Origin of the sequence: Microseira sp. BLCC-F43 (assembly GCF_041929235.1) — a bacterium.
Lineage (GTDB): Bacteria > Cyanobacteriota > Cyanobacteriia > Cyanobacteriales > Aerosakkonemataceae > Microseira.
In genome coordinates, this window is sequence record NZ_JBHFNP010000041.1 from 70,924 (window position 1) to 93,385 (window position 22,462).

A 22,462-nucleotide genomic window follows, 5' to 3' on the forward strand; every position below is an offset into this window, starting at 1 on the left:
CAATTATTTTACGATCGCCAGCGAGCAAAGATACACTCGATCTGGATAATTCTCGCAGATGCAACCTTTCCTCTGCCATCGGCAAAGCCAAGGTTGACACCAGCCTTGCCAATCCAGCTAGGATGGTTTAGTTGCTATGGGGTGCTATCAAAGGTAGCCGCGGCGGTATCGCCAAAAATCCTAGCATAGAATTGCGCTCCCGCGTGGATCTAAGTTGCATAAATATGCTAACTCTATACTTACCACGCGCTTAACATCCAACAGCGCTTCGCTCCCAACCTTTAAAAATTTGCTATATTCTCTTCCATGACAGTTACACCCATTCATGCTAATCTGTTTCAGGAACGCAAGGAACTGTATCAGTTTCTCTTACATTGTAAAGAAACGTTAAGAGAAAAAAGTCACTCAAAAATAGTTAGTATTTCGGTAAAAAGTCAACGAGTAGATCCCCTGGTAGTCCTGGAGAAAATAGGCGAACCAAACAAACTACATTTTTACATAGAAAGACCTCACCAAGGGGAAGCGATCGCCGCCATCGATGGGGCGATAAAATTAAGATTAAAAGGAAGCGATCGCTTTTTACAAGCACAAGCATTTATTAGTTCGTGTCTGGATAATACAACTGCTACGGGAGATTTGCACTTACCCTTTTCTGGGCCGCACTTTTTCTGTAGCTTTACTTTTTTTGAAGATAGCCTAACGGCAAATTCTCCTTTTGACGCCGCGACGGTTTTTTTACCGCGATGGCAAGTTTCTTGTCGCCAAGAATGCTCGGCGATCGTTGCTAATATTGTCATGGATATGGATGTCAATCTAGAAAGGTTAATCGCAGAAATCACCCAACAGTATAAATTAATCAAAGCTTCAGTTACTCAACCCATTATACAGAAAGTAAAAAAAGAACGGAATTTTCAACAAATCGCAGATCGAGATTATTTTAAAGCTTCAGTTCGCTCGGCTTTAGAATCAATTCGAGTCAATCAAATTAGTAAAATTGTGCTGGCAAGCACTATAGAAGTTAGTTCAAACACCCCGGTTCACCAGATAGATTCATTAAATAATTTGCGTCAATTCCATCCAGATTGCTATATTTTTTCCACGAGTAACGGACAGGGGAAGAATTTTATTGGCGCGAGTCCAGAGCGATTAATAAAAATTCAAAACAAAGAATTAGAAACCGATGCTTTAGCCGGGTCAGCACCCAGGGGAAAAAATGCTGCTGAAGATGCTTATTTTGCCGATGGTTTACTGAGCAGTGAAAAAGAAAGACACGAGCATCAAGTTGTTAGTAACTTCATTGTTAATGGCTTATCCAACTTGGGGTTAAACCCCCAGCGACTGCCGCTGCCATGCCTGCTGCAACTCTCAAATATACAACATTTATGGACGCCGATCCGCGCCAAAGTTCCTGGTAAAGTACATCCCTTAGAAATAGTAGCAGAATTGCATCCAACCCCAGCCGTCGCAGGCGTACCCAGAAATATTGCACTCGAGCAAATTCGCCGCTACGAGAACTTTGAACGCTGTCTTTATGCCGCGCCGCTGGGTTGGATAGATCATCGAGGTAATAGCGAATTTATAGTAGGAATTCGTTCGGCATTGATAGATGGATGTAGTGCCAGATTATATGCAGGTGCTGGGATTGTAGCGGGTTCCGATCCAGATAAAGAATTGGCAGAAATTCAACTAAAATTTCAGCCATTGTTAAAAGCACTGATTTAAAGAATTGCAGATTTTAGATTGCAGATTTTAGATTAGATATGCAATCGGCAATCTGAAATATCAGATTATATCATGTTTGTTGAATTGCCCATAATAAAAAAACCTCACCCAGTTGTTGCGTAGGGACACGGCATCTGACGATATCTCGGACAAACAGATAAATTTAATAATGCCGTGTCCCGGCTGATGATTATGGGTAATCAACCGGACATGATATTACCAGATCGACTGGCAGCTTTGATCCTACGATGGAAGAATGAAGATGGTAGATTTGAGATTTCAGATTGCAGATTTAATCTAAAACCAAAGTTGCTAATTGGTAATTGGTAATTGGTAATTGGATTTATATCATGTCCGCTCGATTATCCATAATTAGCAGCCGGGACACGGCATTATTAACGTTATCTGTTTGTCGGAGATATCGTCAGATGCCGTGTCCCTACGCAACAACTCTGTAAGGTTTTTTATTACGGGCAATTCAACGGACATGATATAAAATCTGCAATCTTCAATCCCAAATCTAAACTTTCCTAGCCTGAATTACCTGCAAACTCCCGCCCGCATACAACTTAGGTTCTTTCACCTCAAACCCAATTTCCTTAAGTAACCCAACTAAATCCGTATCTAACAACTGCCACGCTGTTTCCGTTTCAAACAATAACAAGAATATCGCTACCCCAGGCCAAAATATTGGGTTCGTCGGTCGATGAAAATCTACCAAAGTGAAGATGCCCCCCGGTTTGAGAACCCGGTACACTTCTGCTAAAATCTGCCGCAACTGTTTTGGCCTCATCTCGTGCATCGCAACGCTGGTGTGTACCAAGTCAAATAAATTATCCGCAAACGGCATTTCTTCCGCCAATCCTTCCACATACTGTGCTTGAGGAACATTTTTTTGCGCCCGCTCCAGGGATAGTGGAGAAGCATCTAATCCTGTAACATCTTGAGATCGCTGCACTAGGACAGAGGTCGCTTGACCGCTGCCGCAGCAAAGATCTAGCACCTTTGTATCCCCACGAATTATTAAGTCTTGTAAAGAAAGTATACGAAATCTTGCTTCACCGCCCACACTCAGGGCTGCGATCGCCGAAATTCCGTCGTAAAGCCACTGATATTGGTAACTCCAGGTTCTTAAAATCGTTCCCACGGCCTGATTCCTCCAAAAATTTTGTCATATTTGCTGTTACCCTTACCCACTATTAAGGTTATATTGTTAAAATCAGTAACGAAAATGAAATTTTTGTTGGGAAGTTGTCACCGTTATGGCGCGTACTGGGGTTTTGCTGCTGAACTTGGGCGGGCCGGATCAACTCGATGATGTCCGACCCTTTCTGTTTAACCTGTTTTCCGATCCAGAGATTATTCGGCTGCCCTTTCCGTGGTTGCAGAAACCTCTAGCATGGCTGATTTCGACATCGCGGGCGAAAAAATCCCAAGAAAACTACCGTTCGATAGGCGGTGGTTCGCCCTTGCGTCGGATTACAGAAGAACAGGCGCAGGCGCTGCAAGAGAGTTTAGAGCAAAAAGGGCAAGAGGCAGGGATTTATATCGGGATGCGGTACTGGCATCCATTTACTGAGGAAGCGATCGCCAAAATTAAACGAGATCGCATCGACCGCCTCGTCATCCTGCCCCTGTATCCGCAATTTTCCATCAGCACTAGCGGTTCCAGCTTCCGCCTTCTAGAAAAAATTTGGCAAGAAGACCCCTACCTGCGCCCGGTTAATTACACCGTTATTCGTTCCTGGTACGAACAACCCGGTTACCTGCAAGCAATGGCGCAGTTAATCGCCACCGAACTCGACCAATTTGAAAATCCCGACAACGTTCACATTTTCTTTAGCGCCCACGGCGTCCCAGTCAGCTACGTTGAAGAAGCGGGCGACCCCTACCAAAAAGAAATCGAGGCATGTACGTCCTTGATTATGGAAACGCTAAACCGTCCCAATCCCTACACCCTGGCATATCAAAGTCGCGTCGGCCCGGTGGAATGGCTCAAACCCTATACTGAAGAAGCCATTGTCGAACTCGGCAAAGACGGGGTGAAGGATATGGTCGTCGTGCCGATCAGCTTTGTTTCAGAGCATATCGAAACCCTAGAAGAAATCGACATCGAGTACCGGGAAGTCGCCGAAGAATCCGGCATCCACAACTTCCGTCGCGTCCCCGCCCTCAATACCCATCCCGTCTTTATAGACGCCCTCGCAGATTTGGTGGTGGATGCGCTCAACTCGCCCAAAGTCGAGCTATCCCAAGTAACACAAATGAAGAAAAAAGTCAAGATGTATCCCCAAGAAAATTGGGAATGGGGCTTGACTCCTTCTGCGGAAGTATGGAATGGAAGGGTAGCAATGATTTTTCTGATTGCGTTAGTTATAGAGTTACTGACAGGTCACGGGCCATTGCATTTTGTTGGCTTGCTATAACAAAATTATCGGTCTGGCAAAAATAACTTAGTTAGTTTGATGTAGGGTGCGTTAATAATAATGCACCCTGCAACTTTTCTTAGGTAACGCAAGTTGCTAGTTATAAAAGCGATCCCCCCAACCCCCCTTCCCAAGGGGGGCTTAAGAGAACCAACCCCCCTTCCCAAGGGGGGCTTAAGAGAAGATCGGAGAGGTTTTCCCCCTTTTTTAGATGGTAAACGGATTCAAAGTCCCCCTTATTAAGGGGGATTTAGGGGGATCTCCAAAGGTTAACCTCATAACTAGGAACTTGAGTTAGGTATAGAAATCGTAGTCCCAAGCCACCAAGTCAGAATCCGATGAGTGAACCAATCAAAGCTTTTCGCACAACAGTACAAAAAGGAGAGAATACATGATTCAAGCCATAACCAAACCAGTTACGTTTGACGAATTCGTCGCCTGGTATCCAGAGAATTCAGAACACCGCTACGAACTACACAAAGGGGTAATTGTTGAAATGCCTTTAGCAACTGGCGACCATTCGGAGGTAGCAGGTTTCCTTACTTTAAAGCTAGGTTTTGAGATTGAACGACTAGGCTTGCCCTACTTTATTCCCAAAGAATGTCTGATTAAACCAAACCGCGATTTGTCTGGGTATCAACCAGACATTATCGTCTTAGATCGACAAGCTATCGAGAACGAACCCCGCTGGAAAAAAGAATCTATTATCACAATGGGTAGTTCTGTTCGTCTAGCCATAGAGGTTGTTAGCACCAACTGGCAAGATGATTATGGCTATAAATCGGTAGATTACGAGGCTTTAGGTATTCCCGAATACTGGATCGTAGATTATCTAGGACTAGGGGGTAGGCGCTACATCGGCAACCCCAAGCGTCCTACTCTGTCCATCTACGAACTCGTGGATGGGGAGTACCAGGTTAAGCAGTTTAGGGAGGATGACCGGATTGAGTCGCCTACGTTTTCGGAGTTGAATCTGACCGCTAAGCAGGTGTTTAAAGCCGGTTTGTAGACATTAACAGATCGCCAAGCCGCCTTACCTCGTAAATTTTTCAGATTCGATTCTAGAAACGAGAAACTAAGCTGTTTGGGAAATGGCGATCGCAGAACAAATAAAGGCTTCTACTTCGGCGCTATAAGGCTTTTGAAAGGTAGAAGGCCAATTGTCTTGGTCTTTGTACAATTGATTGAGGCTATCTCGGATAGCAGCATCGCCACCAGTGAAAGCATCAATTAATTGCGACCAACGTTTTGCCAGTGCTTGTGCGGTTTCGCTAGCTGGATCTGTGTGGGAGGCGATCGCATTTTCCACATCTTTAATCAGATCTTCCCAGTCGCGCTGTCCTTTTTCTATAACTTCCGGCGTAGCGCGAGTCGCGAGTTGCTGTTGTTGTTCGGGAGTGTAATATTTTTTCATCCATTCAGTATCGCTATACATTTCAATTACCTCGATAATCTGTTTGAAGGCTTCCCAATCGAAATCGTCGCTGGAAGATAGGAGATTTTGGGCTTTGGCGATACGCCTGACGGCACGCTACGCGAACGCTAAAATCGCCAAATCCAAATGACGGCGCTTTTCCTCAATAATTTGGCGTTGCAAATGCAGCGTTGTTTTAATATCGAAGTTTTTGCCATCGAGAAGCTGTTTTATCTGTTTGAGGGGGAAACCGATGAATTTCAACGTCACGATTTGTTGGAGACGCGCGAGTTCGCTTTCCCCATATAAACGATGTCCTGATGGGGTGTATGTACTTGGCTTAAGCAGTCCCAAGCGGTCATAATAATGCAGCGTTCGGACTGTTACGCCTGCGCGAAGGGCGAATTGATGCACCTGTAACAACGATTCGGTCGCGTTTTTCATCGGTTAACCTCCTGCATATTTCGAGCCTAAACTCTGACGTAACGTCAGGTGCAAGTCTTTTTGAACAGTTGACAGTTGACAGTTGATAGTTGACAGGCTTTAACCCTATTTTTTCTGGTAAGTAGGTGAGTATAAACAAATTGAATGCAGGGCAGGCGAGACGCCTACCCCACAAGAGATCTGAAATTATTGTGGAGTGGGCATTCTGCCCGCCCTATATATAAAACAGAACTGACTCTACCAATTACCCATTACCCATTACCCATTACCCATTACCATTAATTAACCTAAGTTGCTAGTTATAAAGTTAGCCTTTGGAGATCCCCCTAAATCCCCCTTAAGAAGGGGGACTTTGAATCCGTTTACCCCCTAACTAAGGGAAGAAATCCCTCTTACTTTCTCTTAAGCCCCCCTTGGGAAGGGGGGTTGGGGGGATCGCTTTTATAACTAGCAACTTGGGTTAATTACTAAATCCAAAGCTGCCAATAATTCCTTTGCCGTGTAGGGTTTGTGTAAAAATGCTTGAACGCCAGCGCCAGTTGCTGCGGTTAGCTTACCGTTGGAGACGAGTCCGCTGGTAGCGATAATCTTGACCTGGGGGTTGATTTTTTGCAGGGTACGGATGGCGGTTATTCCATCCATATTGGGCATCATAATATCCATCAACACGACGCTAATTTCATTTTGGTGCTGGGCGAAAAGCGCGATCGCTTCCAATCCATTGCTAGCGGTGATAACCCGGTAATTGTGGGCTTCTAATGAGGCTGTGGTAATCTCCTGAATCGATGCTTCATCATCTACGACTAAAATCAATTCGCTTTGTCCTCGCGGCAAGTTCAAGTCTTCTGTTTGCTGTTTTACTATTGCCGCCACCGCTGGCAAGAACACCTTAAATTGGCTACCTTGTCCCACCTCGCTGGTGACATTGACAAAACCGCCGTGGCTTTTCACAATGCCCAGGACGGTGGAAAGTCCTAATCCAGTGCCTTTGCCTACTTCTTTAGTGGTGAAAAAGGGTTCAAAAATTCGCTCTAATTGTGCTTCAGAAATGCCAACTCCCGTATCCGTAATGGCGATCGCCACATAGGGACCAACTTGGGCATTTAGATTCATGCGGGCATAGTTTTCATCAATCAATATATTTTCCGCAGACAGATCCAGAGTACCGCCATCGGGCATGGCATCACCAGCATTAACGCAGAGATTCATCAACACCTGATGCAGTTGGGTGGCATCGGCGCTAACCGTCCAAAGTTCCCTCGTTGGTATATTTGTGTGGAATTCGATTGATTTGGAAAATGTCCTTTTGATAATTTGCTCGATTTCTAACAGCAGGTGTCCCAGTTGTAGGGGAACCCGCTTGCCTTCAACTCCCCGTGCAAAGGATAAAACTTGCTTGACCAGATCGGCGCCCCGTTTGGCATTGGTTTCTATCAATCCAAACAGTTTCTGAGATTGGGCGTCGCTGAGTCTGTCTTTCAACATTTGCGCCGATATCAGAATTGGCGTCAGCATATTGTTGAGGTCGTGGGCAATGCCGCCTGCTAAAGTGCCGAGACTTTCCAGGCGTTGAGCGCGGAGAAACTGTTGCTCTAGTTGCTTTTTTTCGGTAATGTCAGTGTCAACGATGAGGATAGATGTGGGTTGTCCTGCCTCGTCGCCCATGAGAGTCCAGCGACTTTCCACCAGGACATCTTTTCCCGATTTAGTTACTTTCTGCAATTCACCTTGCCACGAACCTTGCTCAATAATCTTTGTCAGCGCCTGTTCGAGTTGGGGTGAAATTTGCTTGTGTAAAAACCGATTGGCATTTTTCCCCATCGCTTCCGCTCTTTGCCAGCCGTACAAATCCTCGGCACCTTTGTTCCAATATAAGATTTGGCCTGCCATATCTCGCACAAAAATAGCATTTGTGGCAACATCAAGTAGGGCTGCTTGTTCGCGGATTTTCTGTTCTGCCCGTTTGCGTTCGGCAAGTTCGATTTGTGTCTGCTGCAACAGGGTAGATTGCTGAATTGCAATTCCTACCTGAGTTGCCAATTGTTTGAGTAAATCGATTTCCAACGGCTGCCACTGGCGAGGTTCCCGACAGTGATGGGCAATTAATAGTCCCCACAATTGGGTAGTTTGGATGGGGGAATTCTCTTGGGTTACTACTTCCCGGTTTTCTATTAAGATGGGAACGACTAAATTTGCCCTGACTTGAAACTGAGCTAAAAATTCAACGTAACAAGTCTCCAGTTCGTCGGCGTAAATATCGGAGTGCATGGAAATCGCACCTTGCCGATAGGGTTCAATATATTTTTCCGTAAAGCAAGGATCGTAAATCTCCGTTGACACGATGGCACCCCACTCAGAAGCAACAGATTCCACAATTACCCTGCCACTCCAGTCTGGATCAAAGCGGAAAATAACGACGCGATCGCACTCCAAAAATTGCCGCACTTCCTCTACCGTCGTCTGGAGAATTTCATCCAAGTTGAGGGATTGACGAATCCGCAAAGCCATTTGCGTCACCAGTCGCTGCTGCTGGTATTGCTGTTGCAGCAGGGTATTTGCTTGGGACAATTCGGCAGTTCGTTCTTCTACTCGTATTTCTAATTGATCCCGTGCCGCCTGCAATTGCTTCTGCATTTGTTTGGCAATGCTGATGTCGCGGATCAACCAGCGCAGACCGATTTGCTCGCCCTGTAAATCCGTGATACTGCTGACAGCAAGCATAGCGGGGAAAGGGTCACCATCCTGTGACTGGAGTTGAATTTCCCAGTCCTGCACCTGCTGCAACTGCGCCAAGCGAATCCGAAAGCTTTGGCGTTCTTGCTGGACAATAAAAACGCTTAGTGGTTTGCCAATTAAACGCTGTTGCTGTATGCCCAACAAGAAGGCAGCTGCACGGTTTGCTTCTTGAATATTTCCCTTGACATCTGTGACTAAATACCCATCTGGGGCGAACTCGAACAAATCCTGGTAACGCTGGCGTTCCAACTCGATTGCTTGCTTACTTCTCAGCAGTTCTTCGTTCTGCTGGCGCAGTTCTTCTTCGGCAACTTGCAGTTCTTCCAGCATTGTTTGTAATTCTTCCTGGGTTTGCTGGAGTTCGGCAGTTCGTTGTGCTACTCGTATTTCTAACTCGTCACGCGCTTGTTGCAGTGCATGTTGTGCAAGAGCGCGATCGCTAATATCTTGGATCGCCAAGATCAAATAATTCGGTTCCGAATTTGGTTTGCGAGTGAGGGAAACTGTCACATCTAGCAAAACGCAAGTACCATTTTTGCGAATACAGCGCCAATCGAACCAGTAGGTTTCGATTTCACCCGCCAATAGGCGGGAGAAGTCGTTTAGATCCGCATCCACATCATCGGGGTGGGTAATTTCTTGCCCGGTTCGCCCTAGCAATTCGGCGCGGGTATACCCGACAATGTCGCAAAGCCTTTGGTTAACCTGCAAGAATTGTCTATCGGTTCCGACAAGAGCCATCCCTACAGCAGCTTGCTCAAATGTAGCCTGAAAGCTGACTTCCCTCGCTTCTAGCTGCTGTTGCAACTGAGTTTGTTCTATAACATTGCCAATGGCAATCCGAAGAATTGCAGGCGTTATTTTGTCTTTAACTAAATAGTCCTTGGCGCCGCTTTTGATTGCCTGCACTGCGTTCGTTTCATTCCCCTGACGAGTTAGCACGATCGCAGGCAAGTTCGTTTGGTCTAGCTTTGTTTTCAATTCTGCCAAAAACTCCAACCCATCCATATCTGGCAGCAAAAATTCCAGTAAAATGGCATCTGGCTGCACCTCTTCGCACAAACCTAGCCCAGTTTCCCCGTCCTCTGCCTCAAAAATCCTGTATGTGGATTGCTCATCCTCCAGCAGGTAGCGACGTATTGTTTCTCTGTCTTCCGGCGAATCATCCACAATCGCGATCGTCTTTTGTTTTTCTCTCATGATATTTTCCCTGCTGGCTGCTATTGGGGGATTGACAGGTTTAGGTATATTATCAAGCAGGCTATGGCTTTCAGATCTATTGACCTAGAGGTTAGATGAATCGGCTGTTTACACCTCTCCAACAATTTCTACTCACTTGGCTGCTAGTTTTGATTGCGGGTTGGTTGACGCTTGTAGCGCTTAGTTATGTGGGCGAAACGATTAGTATTTTGCTCACAGCAGCGCTGATTGCTTTTCTACTTAACTACGCCGTGGCGGCGCTGCAAGCGTTTTTACCTCGAACTGTGGCGGCGCTACTCGTTTATTTATTCGCCGCCATAGTTGTGACCCTGATTGGCCTAACCGTCGTGCCACCTGTATTTAATCAAGCGCGACAATTGGTGAATAATTTCCCTTCGTTGTTAGAGTCGGCGCGGCAGCAATTATCAGAATTTCAAACTTGGAGTACAGACCATAATTTGCCCTTTGATGTCAAGGGATTGGCGTTTCAGGTATTAGAACAAATTCAGGCTAGGGCGCAAGCGATCGCCTCCAGAGGTTTCGGCTTAGTCTTAGGCACGTTTAACTGGTTTTTTGACTTAATTTTGATTCTCGTAATCTCGTTTTACATGCTCGTCGATGGCGAGCGCTTATGGCAGGGAATTACCAGTATTTTTTCCCCGCGAATTCAAACGGGTTTAACCGAATCCTTGCAACGAAATCTGCAACAGTTTGTTTCCGGACAACTGTTGTTAGGTTTATTTATGGCAGCAACTTTAACTCTGGGATTTTTAGCGTTACGAGTGCCTTTTTTCTTGTTATTTGCTGTATTTATCGGGATAATGGAAGTGATTCCGTTTATTGGCGCAACGTTAGGAATTGCTACGGTTGTAATTGTGGTAGCGTTTATCGATTGGTGGGTGGCATTGCAGGTTTTAGCGGTGGCGATCGCATTACAACAAATCAAAGATAATTTAGTCGCCCCTCGCATCATGGGCAATCTCACAGGATTATCCCCCGTGGTCATATTTGTGTCGTTACTAATAGGCGCGAGACTTGGAGGATTATTAGGCGTAATTCTGGCAATTCCCCTCACGGGTGTAATCAAAAGTTTGGCGGAAATTGTTTTAGACCCGACGCTACCACCCCAAACCGGAGAATTTTTCCAAAACCCCTTTCACAAGGATATGTCGGACTCCGAGCATGGAGCATAGGTTATTGCAGGACTTACGCAGGTGGGATGGTGCGTTATGCTATGCTCGTATGCTCTGCTCGTCTGCTCGTTATGCTCGTTCCCAGGTTCCACCTGGGAACGCTGTTTTGGAGGATCTGCCTCTCTTTGGCGCAGGAGGCAGATCCTCCAGATTTGCGTTACCAGGCGGTCGCCTGGTAACGAGGCGAATGGTATCAGAAGTAACAGAAAAGGTGTATACTGTAAAAGCACCCAAAATCTCTCAAGTTGGAGTGCATTTAATTGAGAATAATTTTAGTTAAGGTAGGCAAAATTGAGTACTCAAATACCCGCACCCCTACCCATAAATACTCGTACCTATATTAAAAAATACTAGCCCCCCAACCCCAAAGAAAATTTGAAAGGCTGATGCTATTGGGTTTAGGGGGATTGAGTACAAGCTTAATTAGTTTAATAAATCTGAATGCGATTGTGCCCAAAAAGTCGATTCAGAAGCGTTTGGTATAAGCGAAGTAATAGGACACGTCGAAAGCAAGCACTACTGCCGTAGGCGATCGCAATCTCAACATTATTTGGAAGGAGAACAGTTTTCATGGCATTAGTAACTGGCGTAACCCTTGGGGGTAAAACTTGGACTCCTAAATTTGTCCAGGAAATTGACCAAGATAAATGTATCGGATGCGGTCGCTGCTTTAAGGCGTGTGGTCGCAATGTCTTGTTGCTAAAAGCGCTCAACGAAGATGGAGAATTTGTCGAGGATGAGGAAGACGAGGAAATCGAACGCAAGGTGATGACCATCGCTTATTCCGAACTTTGTATTGGTTGTCAAGCTTGTGCCAGAATTTGTCCCAAGGATTGCTATACCCATTCCCCACTGGAAAACTAAGGGAAAAGGGGGAAAAGGGAAAAGGGGGAAGGATTAACAAACACTTTTCCCTTACCGCTTCCCCCTTTCCCCCTTCCCCCCTCTTAGATTGTTGGGTTTCATTACCTCAACCCAACCTAGACATCTATAAATGTGAAGTTTTTCAAATAAAAAGTCAAATTTGATACATTAAGTCGGTAAAAAATCAGAATTGTTACGGATGGCTGTTGGCTCTATCGCCAGAAATAGGTAAATGCTCTAGGCTATTAAGAAATAGTTATGAATGACTTGGTAGAACTCGTTTCACATCTACCTTAAGAAATAGTCGGGATTCGCAGTTAACTGGTATCCAAAATCACAATTTAAGCGGGCGGCGGCGGTGAGCAATCGCTCATGAAAAAGCCGCCCAAACAAAGGAAGAAACACATGAACCAAATTCCTTCATCAATCTTGGCGCTGGTGGCTGGCATTCTAATTACGCTTGTCAGCTTCTGGTATGGTCAAAATAACAACTTAATGCCGGTACAGGCATCGGCACAAGCGCCGCTGGTAGATGGGTTTTTTAACGTGATGGTGGGCATCGCCACGGCGCTGTTTATTGTGGTGGAAGGAACCATCCTGTATTTTGTCATCAAATATCGGAAACGTGCGGGGGATGAAACCGACGGCGTGCCGGTGAGCGAAAACTTTGCCCTAGAAGTGTTTTGGACGGCAATTCCGGCGATTCTCGTCATGGGATTGGGAGTCTACAGCGTTGAAGTGTACCGCGATATGGGGGGCTTCGATACGGGGCATCAGATGATGGCGCACGTCCATCATGCCCCATCCCATATGGCTAAAATGTCTGGCAGCGCAGTAGCAGCACCCCTAATTGCCGATACCGAAGGAATGGCATCTGAGGCACAAGCAGCTGGGGTTGAGAAAAAATACGGCTTTGGTGCTGCGCCAGATAATCAAGGCAAAGCAGCAGATGTGTCTGTAGACGTAACCGGGATGCAGTTTGCTTGGATTTTTAACTATCCAGACAGCGGCGTTGTCTCTGGGGAACTGCACGTCCCCGTGGGTGAAACGGTGGAACTCAACCTTTCTGCTACTGACGTGATTCACTCGTTTTGGGTACCGCAGTTCCGCCTCAAGCAAGATGTGATGCCGGGACTTCCCAGCAAACTGAACTTTGTCGCCACTAAGACGGGGGAATTTGACGTAGTTTGCACGGAATTGTGCGGAGGTTACCACGGCTCAATGAGAACGCGGGTAATCGTTCATACACCGGAAGAGTATGACACCTGGCTGAAAGAAAACCAAATTGCTCAGCAGCAAGATATGCAAAATGCGGTGGCGGTGAAACCAACCGAGTTATCCACAGCGGAATTTTTGGCTCCCTACGTCGCAGAAATGGGGGTGACTTCCGACACTCTGGCTCAAATTCATCCATAGCAATCGCAAGCAGTTAACGGTTAACAGTTAAGCTATGACACAAGCACAAACTCCAGTAGAAAAGTCACAACTTTCGCCAAGTAGTTCCCACAGTGGGCATCCCAAGGCGTGGAAATGGTACGACTACTTCACCTTCAACATCGACCACAAGGTGATTGGGATTCAGTACATGGTGATGGCGTTTATTTTCTACTTAGTTGGCGGCGCGATGGCGGAGGCGATGCGGACGGAATTGTATACGCCCGACCCCGACTTTCTCGACCCCAATTTGTACAACGCCTTCATGACCAATCACGGGACGATCATGATTTTCTATTGGATCGTCCCCGTTGCGATTGGGGGATTTGGCAACTTTTTAGTGCCGCTGATGATTGGCGCGAGGGATTTAGCATTCCCCCGACTCAACGCCGCCGCGTTTTGGCTTAACCCCCCGGCAGGGTTATTGTTAATCGCCAGTTTCTTCTTTGGTGGCGGCGCCCAAGCGGGTTGGACTTCCTATCCGCCCTTAAGCGAGATTACCGCACCGATTGGTCAGACGTTTTGGATTCTGTCCATCGTTTTGGTGGGGACTAGCTCGATTTTGGGGTCGCTCAACTTTGTGATTACGATCTGGAAGATGAAACTTCCCAGCATGAGGTGGGATCAGCTACCTTTGTTCTGCTGGGCGATTATGGCAACTTCGATTTTGGCACTGTGTTCTACGCCGGTGCTGGCAATTGGATTGCTGTTGCTGTTGTTTGACATTAACTTCGGCACGTCGTTCTTTAAACCCGATGCAGGCGGGAACATCGTTATTTACCAGCACTTGTTCTGGTTTTATTCCCATCCGGCGGTGTATCTGATGATTCTGCCGATTTTCGGGATTATGTCAGAAGTGATTCCGGTACACGCGCGCAAGCCGATTTTTGGGTATAAAGCGATCGCATACTCCAGCTTAGCCATCTGCTTCGTCGGGTTGTTCGTCTGGGTACACCACATGTTTACCAGCGGCACGCCTCCCTGGATGCGGATGTTCTTCACGATTTCTACCCTGATCGTCGCGGTGCCTACTGGGGTGAAGATTTTTAGCTGGATGGCTACTCTGTGGGGCGGTAAAATCCGCTACACCAGCGCCATGCTGTTCGCTATCGGTTTGCTGGCAATGTTCGTCATGGGCGGCTTGAGTGGCGTTATGTTGGGTAATGCTCCCTTTGACGTTCACGTCCACGATACTTACTTTGTGGTAGCTCACTTCCACTACGTACTGTTTGGCGGTTCGGTGTTCGGCATTTACGCGGGTGTGTACCACTGGTTCCCCAAAATCACCGGAAGGATGATGAACGAAACCCTGGGTCGCATTCACTTCCTCCTCACCTTCATCGGTACTAACCTGACCTTTCTACCGATGCACCAATTAGGTCTGCAAGGGATGCCCCGTCGCGTCGCCATGTACGACCCGCAATTTACCACCATCAACCAGATTTGCACCTATGGTGCGATCGTCCTGGGTCTGTCGGTGATTCCGTTCTACATCAACGCCATTTGGAGTTGGATAGCAGGACCAAAAGCTGAAGGTAACCCCTGGAAAGGTATGTCTTTGGAATGGACAACCGACTCGCCCCCGTTAATCGAAAACTGGGAAGTGTTACCAGTTGTCACTCACGGCCCTTACGACTATGGTATGAATGGTCGCAGTGCTGAAGAAAAACCAGCTACGGCGACGGAACCTACTGTGTCTGTGAATTAATTCGGTAATGGGTAATGGGTAATGGGTAATGGGTAATGGGTAATGGGTAATGGGTAATTTTAGATTTAGATTAGATCTGCAATTACCAATTCCCAATTACCAATTCCCAATTACCAATTCCCAATTACCAATTCCCAATTAACAATTACCAAGGAGTACTATGCAAGGTTCAACTGTTAACCCACCCGAAGTTATTGTTAACTCATCCGTCCCGCCAGCAACAGCGGTATCGACCGAACACGCCCACGAAGGGCATGGAGATTTTCGGGTTTTGGGACTGTTAACGTTCCTGATATCTGAATCTCTGATGTTTGGGGCGCTATTCGCCACCTATTTAATCTTGCGCGGCGGGGCGGAAGTTTGGCCTCCCGAAGGCACGGAAGTCGAATTATTTTTGCCGACAATTAACACCATCATTCTGGTTTCCAGCAGTTTCGTCATTCACATGGGCGATACGGCAATTAAAAAGAATGATGTCAAAGGAATGCGCCTGTGGTATGCCATCACCGCCATCATGGGTGCGATATTCTTGGGCGGTCAAGCTTACGAATACTTGACCCTGGGATATGGTTTAACCACGAACATCTTTTCTAACTGTTTCTACATGATGACTGGTTTCCACGGTTTGCACGTATTCGTGGGGCTGTTGCTAATTTTGGGTGTTTTGTGGCGTTCTCGTCGTCCCGGACATTATTCCAATACCAAGCATACAGGCATCGAGATGGCAGAAATCTACTGGCACTTTGTAGATATCATCTGGGTGATTCTGTTTACCTTGCTGTACATCATGACCCAGTTTTAATTGGTGAGAGCTAATGGCTAATAGCTAATAGTAAAAAGGCAATTAGCCATTAGCTATTAGCAATTACCAATAACCCATTCAAACTTATCAGGTTTCTCAAAATGTTAGTTGCTGAAGAAAGATATTCATGGTATCAAGTTCCCGCCGATGTCAAAAATTTGTTGAAGTTGGCAGCAGATAACTGGGACAATACCGCAATAGCAGAGAAATACATCAATGAAGCGTTGGCAAAAAGTCCGGAAAATATAGACGTTTTGGTGACGGCGTATCGTTTCTTTTTCTATAAAAATAAGTTTCCCCAAGCACTGGAAGCTGCGAAAAAAGTCATCGATATTGTTAAAGAAACAGAAAAATTACCTGATGATTGGCAGGAACTGAAGCCGATATTGATGAATCGGCAAAACGAGCAGTTAATTAGGTTATATTTAAGTGCTTATGCAGGTTATGGCTTTATTTTAGCCCGATTGGGACAGCTAGAACCAGCCAAAGAAATAGCGGCGCGGGTGAAAGAGATTGATGTGAAAAAAGAGTTTGGCGCATCGGTTGTGTTTGATATTCTGACGCGCCCGCCAGAAGATGAAGACGAAGATTAAGCAGGTAGACTCAGAAAACAGAAGGAAGCTTTGAAGCTCACGGTTCGCTGATTTGAAAATGAGCGAACCGTGAGTTATTATTTAGCTGATGTGCCAATAAACAATCTACGATGAACGAACTGGCGGCGTGCAGATAATTATCAATCTTCTGATTGCGTATTCCGACAGTGAGATTCGTTTTACAAAAGTCAACTGGAGTAAGAAAAATCCAAACTGACAATCCCCTTGCACACCGCGCATGACAAGGATTGATTGAGGCAGAAAACCCACTCGGGACTCGGGGTGAGTGAAGTCAGTCGTAATTTACGCTCAAATTTGAGACGGATTGTATACAGATTTGAAAAAGTGATTTGGCAGGATATGAAATTAAGCAAATTTTATATTCCGTTGGGCGCTCTTGTATTGATCGTGCTTGGAGGATCAATTTTCCTCAATTTTCGTCTTTACAATCAAGCCAAGAAATATTATTTTGAGTTGAATGAGACACGGCTAGATCCTGTGGGGTTAGGCTATTATCCTGCAAATCCCCAGGGAGTTACTGATACCAATCAATTTCGTGTAGTTTTCTTCGGTGACTCTAGATCAGCCAGTTGGACATCACCTACTCTCAATGGGTATGAATTCATCAATCGTGGAATTGGCTCACAGACATCCGTCCAGACGAGGGAGAGATTTTCATCTCATGTGCGTCCCCTAAAACCCAATGTAGTCGTCATCCAGGTTGGCATCAACGATCTGAAAACGATCGGCTTATTTCCGGAACGCAGAGAGGAGATCGTGTCGAGTTGCAAAGCTAATATTAAGCGAATTGTAGCAGAATCCAGAAGTCTGGGTGCAGTCGCGATCCTAACTACTATTTTCCCAGCAGGGGAGGTGCCACTGGAACGCAAACCTTTCTGGTCAGATGAGATAGGTAAGGCAGTTAAAGAAGTAAATGCCTACATCGCTACATTAGCCGATGATAAGACCATCGTGTTTGATACCTTTTCTCTTCTTGCCGATCGTCAAGGCGTAATGTTGTCTCAGTACAGGGTAGATGAACTGCACTATAATGAACAGGCGTATGTGATGCTCAACAAGGAATTAGTGCAACTAATCAATACAGTCAGGCAAAGAACAGTACAAAGTTAGATTTTTCCATGACGCCAGATAAATCAAATGTGATGAGCGATCGTAGTATCTATAGACATTCATTTAAAAACTTTATTTATCCCTAAATTGATACTCAATATATGGATAAATAAAAGCCAGAATTACTCCCCATATTCTAGTTTGGCACCCAGTCAGAAACCCGGTTTCTTAAAGAAACCGGGTTTCTTGCCGTTCAGGTTATGATTGAAATCTATCCTGTTTCAAGGCAATTTCATGTTTAGTTGGGATGCGTTTGTGAAAACCCTAGCCCAAACCCAGATTGAGTTTGAGCGTCTGAAAGTGATTCAGCTAGCTCAAGCAATTCTCGAATCGGGACGGGGAACATCGGATTTGTACAAACTCCACGCTAACCCCTACGGCATGAAATACCGCCCGGAAATGGCGCAGGTTGCGACTCCTGTTGAGTACAGGGCAAGTGATGGTGTAGATATCTATTGCAAGTTTGCCAATCTAGAAAATACGGTCAAAGGTTATTGGGTATTTATTGAACGCCCCCCCTACCAAGGTTGGCGACAAAACAACAGCACCCCCGAAGCTTTTATCCGATTTATTGCTTATGCGGGATACATCGGCGGGCCGTTTGACGGTAGCGAAAAAGACAAGGCAATCAAGGAAGAATACATTGCCAAGGTGTTGCGTCTAGTTGCGGAAGCTCGCCAACTCCTGGAGAAGTACCGCATTTGGCGTGCTAAAGGGGTGATGCTGGAAGTCGGTCACGGTCAAGGCGATCCGGGAGTGCCCGGGGTGAATGGCGTCTCGGAGTACGATTTAAACTTGATTGCGGCTCGTGCTGCCAAGGCCACGATTGATGCGGCGGGAGTTCCCTGTGTAATTACGGATGCGGCAGGCAGTCTTTATAACATAGGTAAGCTGGCGGCGGGTCATGATGTGTTCTGTTCGATCCACCACAACAGCGCCACCAGCAGCGCCCAAGGGGCAGAAGTCTTGGTGCATCGCACGAAAACCGATCCGGCGGACTTGCGGTTATCGGCGATTATGAGTGCAGAGATTGCGAAAGAATTGAGTATACGCGATCGCATTGCCGGAGGTCGAGATCCGCGTCAGTCTTTGGAAATCTTAAGCGGCGCAGAAGATACCAACGTCCGCGTTTCTGTCCTGGCGCTGCTCTACTTTATCAGCGTCCGCGTACCTAACGCCAGAGATTGGAGTAGGCGCGGCGGACAAGCAGTGGGTAGAGCAATTTTAAAATGGCTGCGGGAAACAGCAGGTTAACTATTAACTTGGGGCTAATTGCTAATGGCTAATCGCTCGATTGGTAAAAATCCTATATTAACTCAAGTTGCTAGTTATCTCATGCATAGCAGCTAATGACTAATGTGAGTAAAAATCCTTTATTAGCAATTAGCTATTAGCCATTAGCAACGCCGAAGTTTATAACTAGGAACTTGCGTTATATCATGTCCTTAGGCATCGGTAGCCTTTGCTAAGGAAGGGTTTATTTAACCATAGCGCTGGTAGCAAATATCTCTCGTAAAACCCGCCCCTACCATACACAACCTTTGCTTCATGATATGATTTTACAGCATTGCAATTATGGGTAATTGCGAGGACATGATATTAGCTCTCTTAAGCCCCCCTTGGGAAGGGGGGTTTGGGGGGATCGCTTTTATAACTAGGAACTTGCGTTATTACTTATCTTTCAAATGAGTATCAAAAAATTTGAGCATCATATCGATATATTTGGGTGCAAAATATTCGCCTTTATCTCCACCAAAATAATGGGTTCCTTTTGGCTCTTGAATAAAAGTAACCTCAATACCTTTCGCTTGCAAAGCTTTAACTAATAACTCACTTTGACTCAAAGGGACGGTATCATCTAAGGCACCATGAGCGATTAAAAAAGGGGGATCTTTCGGATCGAGATGAGTAATAGGGTTAGCCAAAGTTGCTAATTTAAGGTTTTTGGATACCGGGCCACCTAGTAATCGATTTGTCGCTACTGTATAATGATACCAAGGTCGATCTTTGTATTTCTGAACAGCAGGTGTATAAGGTTCCTCAAAAGCCGGTGGAACTTTGGTAAAATCTGTTGGCCCAAATAGGTTAACAGCGGCTTGGATGCGGGTAGAAATTTGGGGATTTTTGAGGTTGACTTCCAGTTCTTTAACTCCCGCTGAGGTGGCTAATAAAGCACTCAAATGACCCCCGGCAGATTCGCCCCAAGCTCCAATTTTATCCGGGTTTAAATTATATTTATTGGCATTTTGTTTTAACCAACGAACGGCGGTTTTAACGTCTTGGATTTGAGCGGGAAAAATTGCGCGATCGCTCAACCTATAATTAATACAAGCTAAGGCATATCCTCGATTGATAAATTTATCGATTCCTTGTCGTTTTTGAATGTTTTTTAGACATAAATTCTTATCTCCTCCCCACCAACCACCGCCGTGGATATAAATCAGAACTGGTAATGGTTGAGATGACTTTTGCTGGGGTAAAAACAAATCTAGTTTAGTGCCATAGCTGCTATATTCAAGGTCTTTGTAAGTGGCGATTTTGGTTGGGCGATCGCATCCAGAAGCCAAGCATAAAATAGCTAACCCTAACTTGAACAACAATGTATGCTTTGAAATCATAGATAAAGTAGGGAACACGAGGGGATTTTACACTGTTACCAAGATACAGCGATCGCGGTATCTCTACAAGCTAAAGCGATTTTCCTGGGTCGCTACTACGCGATCGCCGTTGAAGAAACTTAATTTGGTGGTTATAATTATAGGATTAACATTTGATAATTAAAGGAAAAATCAACTATGCAAAGCGTAACATTACGTTACCGTGTGGGAGAGGATGGGATATTACATTTAGATGTACCTGTAGGGTTAAACGATGCTGAGTTAGAAGTGACAATAACATTCAGAAAAGTTACACCAGTAACGACGATACCGGAGGAATTAGAGTGGAACGAGTTTGTAGAAAGAACTTATGGAAGTTGTGCTGATGACCCAATTGTTATAGATGAGGAAGGAATATCAGCACTATTAGACGAAAAAATGGAAGGAATTTTTGAATAGCCAGAATTAAGAAAATGATTTATCTACTCGACACCAATGTTTGTGTCAGATATTTAAACGGTCGTTCTGTATCAATTAGAGAAAGAATACTGGCAACCAACTATCAAGATATTGCTGTGTGTTCGGTGGTAAAATTTGAGTTATTTTATGGGGCATTAAGAAGTAATAATCCAACTGGTAACTTAGAAAGACAGCAACAGTTTTTAAATCGTTTTGTCTCTTTAGCTTTTGATGATGCAGCAGCAACTATTGCATCTAGGATTCGTGCCAGCCTAGCTGCTGCTGGAACCCCTATCGGTGTTTATGATATTCCGATTGCAGCAATTGCGATCGCTAATAATTTAATCCTAGTTACTCATAATACAGATGAGTTTAATCGAGTAGAAGGGTTACAAATTGAGGATTGGGAGAGTACCTAATACTAATTTCTCATTGATCGTGCTACACATCGGCTCTTTTGCTCACTAAGAACAGTACGGGAATTGCAGCAAGTTGCATAGCTATCGAAAAGACAATAACAAAGTTAATATCAAAATCGTAAAAAACTCCCATTAAAGCGCTGCCTAAAAACCAAGCAACGCCGTAACCTGTGTGAAAAATACCAAAAGCAGAACCTCTTCTATCTATCGGCACCATTCCCGCTATTGCTGCTTTGAGAATCGATTCTTGCGCTCCCATACCAATTCCCCATAAAGTCATTCCCAGGAACGCCATTGGGAAGGTGCCTAAAAAGACTAAAGGGGCAAATAAGGAAGAAATTAAGGCAGCGATCGCTAGCACAGATATGCCTTTTGTGTCAAACAGTTTACCGCAGATTAGGGCAGCGATCGCATCGACTCCCATCGCCAAAGCATACAGTAAAGGAATCTGATTTTCAGGAATAACTGCACTTTTTTGTAAGTGAAAAGCAATCAAGGGAAAATCTGCATAACCCGCTCCAATTAATGCTACCGCACCTAAATAAATCCAATAGATGGCAGGGAGTCCTTCCCCTTTTAATTCAATCTTGATTGTTTCAAATTCATGGGGATTGGGATAAACTCGCGACAGCACTACAAGTACTATTAAACCAACTATCGCCGGGATTGCCAAAATCGCAAATCCTCCCCGATATCCATGTTGGAAAAATATCATTGCTGCTACAGCCAATGGCCCCATTGTTGCACCAATTTGATCCAAGGCTTCGTGCAGTCCAAAACCAAAACCTTGCCCCACTCTAATTGCTGCATGGGAAAGCAATACATCGCGGGGAGGGGTGCGAATCGCTTTTCCAGTCCGTTCTGCTATCATCAATCCTGCCGCAATTTCCCACCTTCCAGCTAATGCTAAAAGCGGTACAACGGCGGTATTGATGAAATAACCTAATGTGGTAATTGCCCAATATCTACCAGTTTTGTCGCTCAGATAACCGATTGCTATACGCAAGCCATACCCAATTAACTCACCTAAGCCTGCTACCAGCCCCACTACAGCCCCGCTCGCTCCCAAAACCCCTAAATAAGCCCCCGTGATGCTGCGCGCCCCTTCGTAGGTCATATCGGCGCAAAGGCTGACAATTCCTAGAAAGATGACAAATTTTAAGGCAGAGGAACGGGAATTAGTGGTGGTTTCTGTCATAATTTGACAATTTTGCTATTCTTAGATCTTGCACTAGGGTCATCACCTTTGTTTCTTGCCAAAGCTTTAAGCTGAAAGCCTTGATTTTTCATTCAGAAACCCGGTTTCTTAGGTCTTGTTGA

General features: G+C 45.4%; 19 protein-coding genes. 13 read left to right on the plus strand and 6 right to left on the minus strand.

Annotation, left to right across the window (positions count from 1 at the left end):
- The first annotated feature begins 306 nt into the window (after positions 1-306).
- Positions 307-1,722 (plus strand): isochorismate synthase MenF, encoded by a 1,416-nt coding sequence (locus tag ACE1CM_RS07630; protein ID WP_374876805.1) that lies wholly within the window; start codon positions 307-309, stop codon positions 1,720-1,722.
- A 520-nt stretch (positions 1,723-2,242) separates the two neighbouring features.
- On the opposite strand, the gene ACE1CM_RS07635 is transcribed toward ACE1CM_RS07630, so the two are convergent.
- Positions 2,243-2,869: a class I SAM-dependent methyltransferase gene (locus ACE1CM_RS07635; protein WP_374876806.1), complete on the minus strand. Its 627-nt coding sequence runs from the start codon at positions 2,867-2,869 to the stop codon at positions 2,243-2,245.
- Between the two features lie 115 nt (positions 2,870-2,984).
- Between ACE1CM_RS07635 and hemH the strand changes: the two genes are divergently transcribed.
- Together hemH and ACE1CM_RS07645 are read left to right on the plus strand one after the other, a co-directional pair.
- Positions 2,985-4,148, plus strand: coding sequence for a ferrochelatase (hemH, locus tag ACE1CM_RS07640; RefSeq protein WP_374876807.1), 1,164 nt, complete (start codon positions 2,985-2,987; stop codon positions 4,146-4,148).
- Positions 4,149-4,539: 391 nt separating this feature from the next.
- Positions 4,540-5,157, plus strand: a complete 618-nt coding sequence (locus ACE1CM_RS07645; protein WP_374876808.1) for a Uma2 family endonuclease — start codon at positions 4,540-4,542, stop codon at positions 5,155-5,157.
- A 66-nt stretch (positions 5,158-5,223) separates the two neighbouring features.
- On the opposite strand, the gene ACE1CM_RS07650 is transcribed toward ACE1CM_RS07645, so the two are convergent.
- From ACE1CM_RS07650 to ACE1CM_RS07660, 3 genes are all read right to left on the minus strand, one after another.
- A complete protein-coding gene (locus tag ACE1CM_RS07650; protein ID WP_374876809.1) occupies positions 5,224-5,583 on the minus strand; it encodes a TipAS antibiotic-recognition domain-containing protein in 360 nt (119 codons plus the stop codon).
- Positions 5,584-5,679: 96 nt separating this feature from the next.
- Positions 5,680-6,006, minus strand: a complete 327-nt coding sequence (locus ACE1CM_RS07655; RefSeq protein WP_374876810.1) for a MerR family transcriptional regulator — start codon at positions 6,004-6,006, stop codon at positions 5,680-5,682.
- 447 nt (positions 6,007-6,453) lie between these two features.
- Positions 6,454-9,942, minus strand: coding sequence for a PAS domain S-box protein (locus tag ACE1CM_RS07660; protein WP_374876811.1), 3,489 nt, complete (start codon positions 9,940-9,942; stop codon positions 6,454-6,456).
- 95 nt (positions 9,943-10,037) lie between these two features.
- Here ACE1CM_RS07660 and ACE1CM_RS07665 point away from each other — a divergent pair, with 95 nt between their 5' ends.
- The 8 genes from ACE1CM_RS07665 to ACE1CM_RS07700 all read left to right on the plus strand — a co-directional run bounded on the left by ACE1CM_RS07665 (position 10,038) and on the right by ACE1CM_RS07700 (position 18,921).
- On the plus strand, positions 10,038-11,135 hold the full coding sequence (locus ACE1CM_RS07665; RefSeq protein ID WP_374876812.1) for an AI-2E family transporter: 1,098 nt from the start codon (positions 10,038-10,040) through the stop codon (positions 11,133-11,135).
- A gap of 570 nt (positions 11,136-11,705) precedes the next feature.
- Entirely contained in the window at positions 11,706-11,999 is a 294-nt protein-coding gene (gene fdxB, locus ACE1CM_RS07670) for a ferredoxin III, nif-specific (protein ID WP_374876813.1), read from the plus strand.
- 405 nt (positions 12,000-12,404) lie between these two features.
- A complete protein-coding gene (locus tag ACE1CM_RS07675; RefSeq protein ID WP_374876814.1) occupies positions 12,405-13,415 on the plus strand; it encodes a cytochrome c oxidase subunit II in 1,011 nt (336 codons plus the stop codon).
- A 34-nt stretch (positions 13,416-13,449) separates the two neighbouring features.
- Positions 13,450-15,141, plus strand: a complete 1,692-nt coding sequence (gene ctaD / locus ACE1CM_RS07680; RefSeq protein WP_374876815.1) for a cytochrome c oxidase subunit I — start codon at positions 13,450-13,452, stop codon at positions 15,139-15,141.
- A 160-nt stretch (positions 15,142-15,301) separates the two neighbouring features.
- Complete coding sequence (locus ACE1CM_RS07685) at positions 15,302-15,943, plus strand: heme-copper oxidase subunit III (RefSeq protein ID WP_374876816.1); 642 nt, start codon at positions 15,302-15,304, stop codon at positions 15,941-15,943.
- Between the two features lie 101 nt (positions 15,944-16,044).
- The gene (locus ACE1CM_RS07690; protein ID WP_374876817.1) at positions 16,045-16,536 is read left to right on the plus strand and encodes a tetratricopeptide repeat protein; all 492 of its coding nucleotides are present in this window, start codon (positions 16,045-16,047) and stop codon (positions 16,534-16,536) included.
- 360 nt (positions 16,537-16,896) lie between these two features.
- Positions 16,897-17,667, plus strand: coding sequence for an SGNH/GDSL hydrolase family protein (locus tag ACE1CM_RS07695; RefSeq protein ID WP_374876818.1), 771 nt, complete (start codon positions 16,897-16,899; stop codon positions 17,665-17,667).
- A 204-nt stretch (positions 17,668-17,871) separates the two neighbouring features.
- Positions 17,872-18,921, plus strand: coding sequence for an N-acetylmuramoyl-L-alanine amidase (locus ACE1CM_RS07700; RefSeq protein WP_374876819.1), 1,050 nt, complete (start codon positions 17,872-17,874; stop codon positions 18,919-18,921).
- Between the two features lie 416 nt (positions 18,922-19,337).
- Here ACE1CM_RS07700 and ACE1CM_RS07705 read toward each other — a convergent pair whose 3' ends face one another.
- A complete protein-coding gene (locus tag ACE1CM_RS07705; RefSeq protein ID WP_374876820.1) occupies positions 19,338-20,285 on the minus strand; it encodes an alpha/beta hydrolase fold domain-containing protein in 948 nt (315 codons plus the stop codon).
- Positions 20,286-20,462: 177 nt separating this feature from the next.
- On the opposite strand from ACE1CM_RS07705, the gene ACE1CM_RS07710 reads away from it, so the two are divergent.
- Both ACE1CM_RS07710 and ACE1CM_RS07715 read left to right on the plus strand, forming a co-directional pair.
- Entirely contained in the window at positions 20,463-20,723 is a 261-nt protein-coding gene (locus ACE1CM_RS07710) for a hypothetical protein (protein WP_374876821.1), read from the plus strand.
- A gap of 14 nt (positions 20,724-20,737) precedes the next feature.
- Positions 20,738-21,142, plus strand: coding sequence for a PIN domain-containing protein (locus tag ACE1CM_RS07715; protein WP_374876822.1), 405 nt, complete (start codon positions 20,738-20,740; stop codon positions 21,140-21,142).
- Between the two features lie 22 nt (positions 21,143-21,164).
- Here the strand turns inward: ACE1CM_RS07715 and ACE1CM_RS07720 are convergent, their stop codons facing one another.
- Positions 21,165-22,340, minus strand: coding sequence for an MFS transporter (locus ACE1CM_RS07720; protein ID WP_374876823.1), 1,176 nt, complete (start codon positions 22,338-22,340; stop codon positions 21,165-21,167).
- Positions 22,341-22,462 lie beyond the last annotated feature (122 nt).

Excerpts from the sequence above, each read along its gene's own strand:
- ACE1CM_RS07695 (WP_374876818.1), top strand. The coding sequence starts at position 16,897 with ATGAAATTAAGCAAATTTTATATTCCGTTGGGCGCTCTTGTATTGATC.
- ACE1CM_RS07720 (WP_374876823.1), bottom strand. The coding sequence starts at position 22,340 with ATGACAGAAACCACCACTAATTCCCGTTCCTCTGCCTTAAAATTTGTC.
- fdxB (WP_374876813.1), top strand. The coding sequence starts at position 11,706 with ATGGCATTAGTAACTGGCGTAACCCTTGGGGGTAAAACTTGGACTCCT.
- ctaD (WP_374876815.1), top strand. The coding sequence starts at position 13,450 with ATGACACAAGCACAAACTCCAGTAGAAAAGTCACAACTTTCGCCAAGT.
- ACE1CM_RS07685 (WP_374876816.1), top strand. The coding sequence starts at position 15,302 with ATGCAAGGTTCAACTGTTAACCCACCCGAAGTTATTGTTAACTCATCC.
- ACE1CM_RS07710 (WP_374876821.1), top strand. The coding sequence starts at position 20,463 with ATGCAAAGCGTAACATTACGTTACCGTGTGGGAGAGGATGGGATATTA.
- ACE1CM_RS07655 (WP_374876810.1), bottom strand. The coding sequence starts at position 6,006 with ATGAAAAACGCGACCGAATCGTTGTTACAGGTGCATCAATTCGCCCTT.
- ACE1CM_RS07675 (WP_374876814.1), top strand. The coding sequence starts at position 12,405 with ATGAACCAAATTCCTTCATCAATCTTGGCGCTGGTGGCTGGCATTCTA.
- ACE1CM_RS07630 (WP_374876805.1), top strand. The coding sequence starts at position 307 with ATGACAGTTACACCCATTCATGCTAATCTGTTTCAGGAACGCAAGGAA.
- ACE1CM_RS07690 (WP_374876817.1), top strand. The coding sequence starts at position 16,045 with ATGTTAGTTGCTGAAGAAAGATATTCATGGTATCAAGTTCCCGCCGAT.
- ACE1CM_RS07715 (WP_374876822.1), top strand. The coding sequence starts at position 20,738 with ATGATTTATCTACTCGACACCAATGTTTGTGTCAGATATTTAAACGGT.
- ACE1CM_RS07650 (WP_374876809.1), bottom strand. The coding sequence starts at position 5,583 with ATGTATAGCGATACTGAATGGATGAAAAAATATTACACTCCCGAACAA.
- ACE1CM_RS07665 (WP_374876812.1), top strand. The coding sequence starts at position 10,038 with ATGAATCGGCTGTTTACACCTCTCCAACAATTTCTACTCACTTGGCTG.
- ACE1CM_RS07705 (WP_374876820.1), bottom strand. The coding sequence starts at position 20,285 with ATGATTTCAAAGCATACATTGTTGTTCAAGTTAGGGTTAGCTATTTTA.
- ACE1CM_RS07645 (WP_374876808.1), top strand. The coding sequence starts at position 4,540 with ATGATTCAAGCCATAACCAAACCAGTTACGTTTGACGAATTCGTCGCC.
- hemH (WP_374876807.1), top strand. The coding sequence starts at position 2,985 with ATGGCGCGTACTGGGGTTTTGCTGCTGAACTTGGGCGGGCCGGATCAA.
- ACE1CM_RS07660 (WP_374876811.1), bottom strand. The coding sequence starts at position 9,942 with ATGAGAGAAAAACAAAAGACGATCGCGATTGTGGATGATTCGCCGGAA.